This window comes from Peribacillus sp. SIMBA_075 (assembly GCF_046534585.1).
In genome coordinates this window covers 1-265 of record NZ_JAWRYN010000784.1, presented here as the reverse complement: position 1 = coordinate 265, position 265 = coordinate 1, and the positions used below count along the sequence as shown (strand labels likewise).

Sequence of the window (265 nt, the reverse complement as noted above, 5' to 3'; positions counted from 1 at the left end):
GCGACATCCTCGATATGGCACCGCGCACCGTCAACAAACATCTCGAGCATTTATTCCGCAAACTCCACGTGGAAACACGTTTGGCTGCGGCAGCACTAGCAATCAAGGCTGAGCAGCGGCAATGACCGTAGGGTGCAAGCGCTTCGTGCGCAGCCCTGCTGGCCGGCAGGCGCGAGTCTCGCCGGTTCATCACGTCTGTCCGTCTCGCCATCATTACGACAGCGGCCATATCGGGCCAACTGCTCGCCAGCGCGCTGCTACCCGC

The 265-nt window shown here is 61.5% G+C and carries 1 protein-coding gene; it reads left to right on the top strand.

Going from position 1 to position 265, the window contains the following annotated elements:
- Positions 1-14 precede the first annotated feature (14 nt).
- On the top strand, positions 15-125 hold the full coding sequence (locus SB775_RS30345; RefSeq protein ID WP_410864960.1) for a hypothetical protein: 111 nt from the start codon (positions 15-17) through the stop codon (positions 123-125).
- The last annotated feature ends 140 nt before the right edge of the window (positions 126-265 follow it).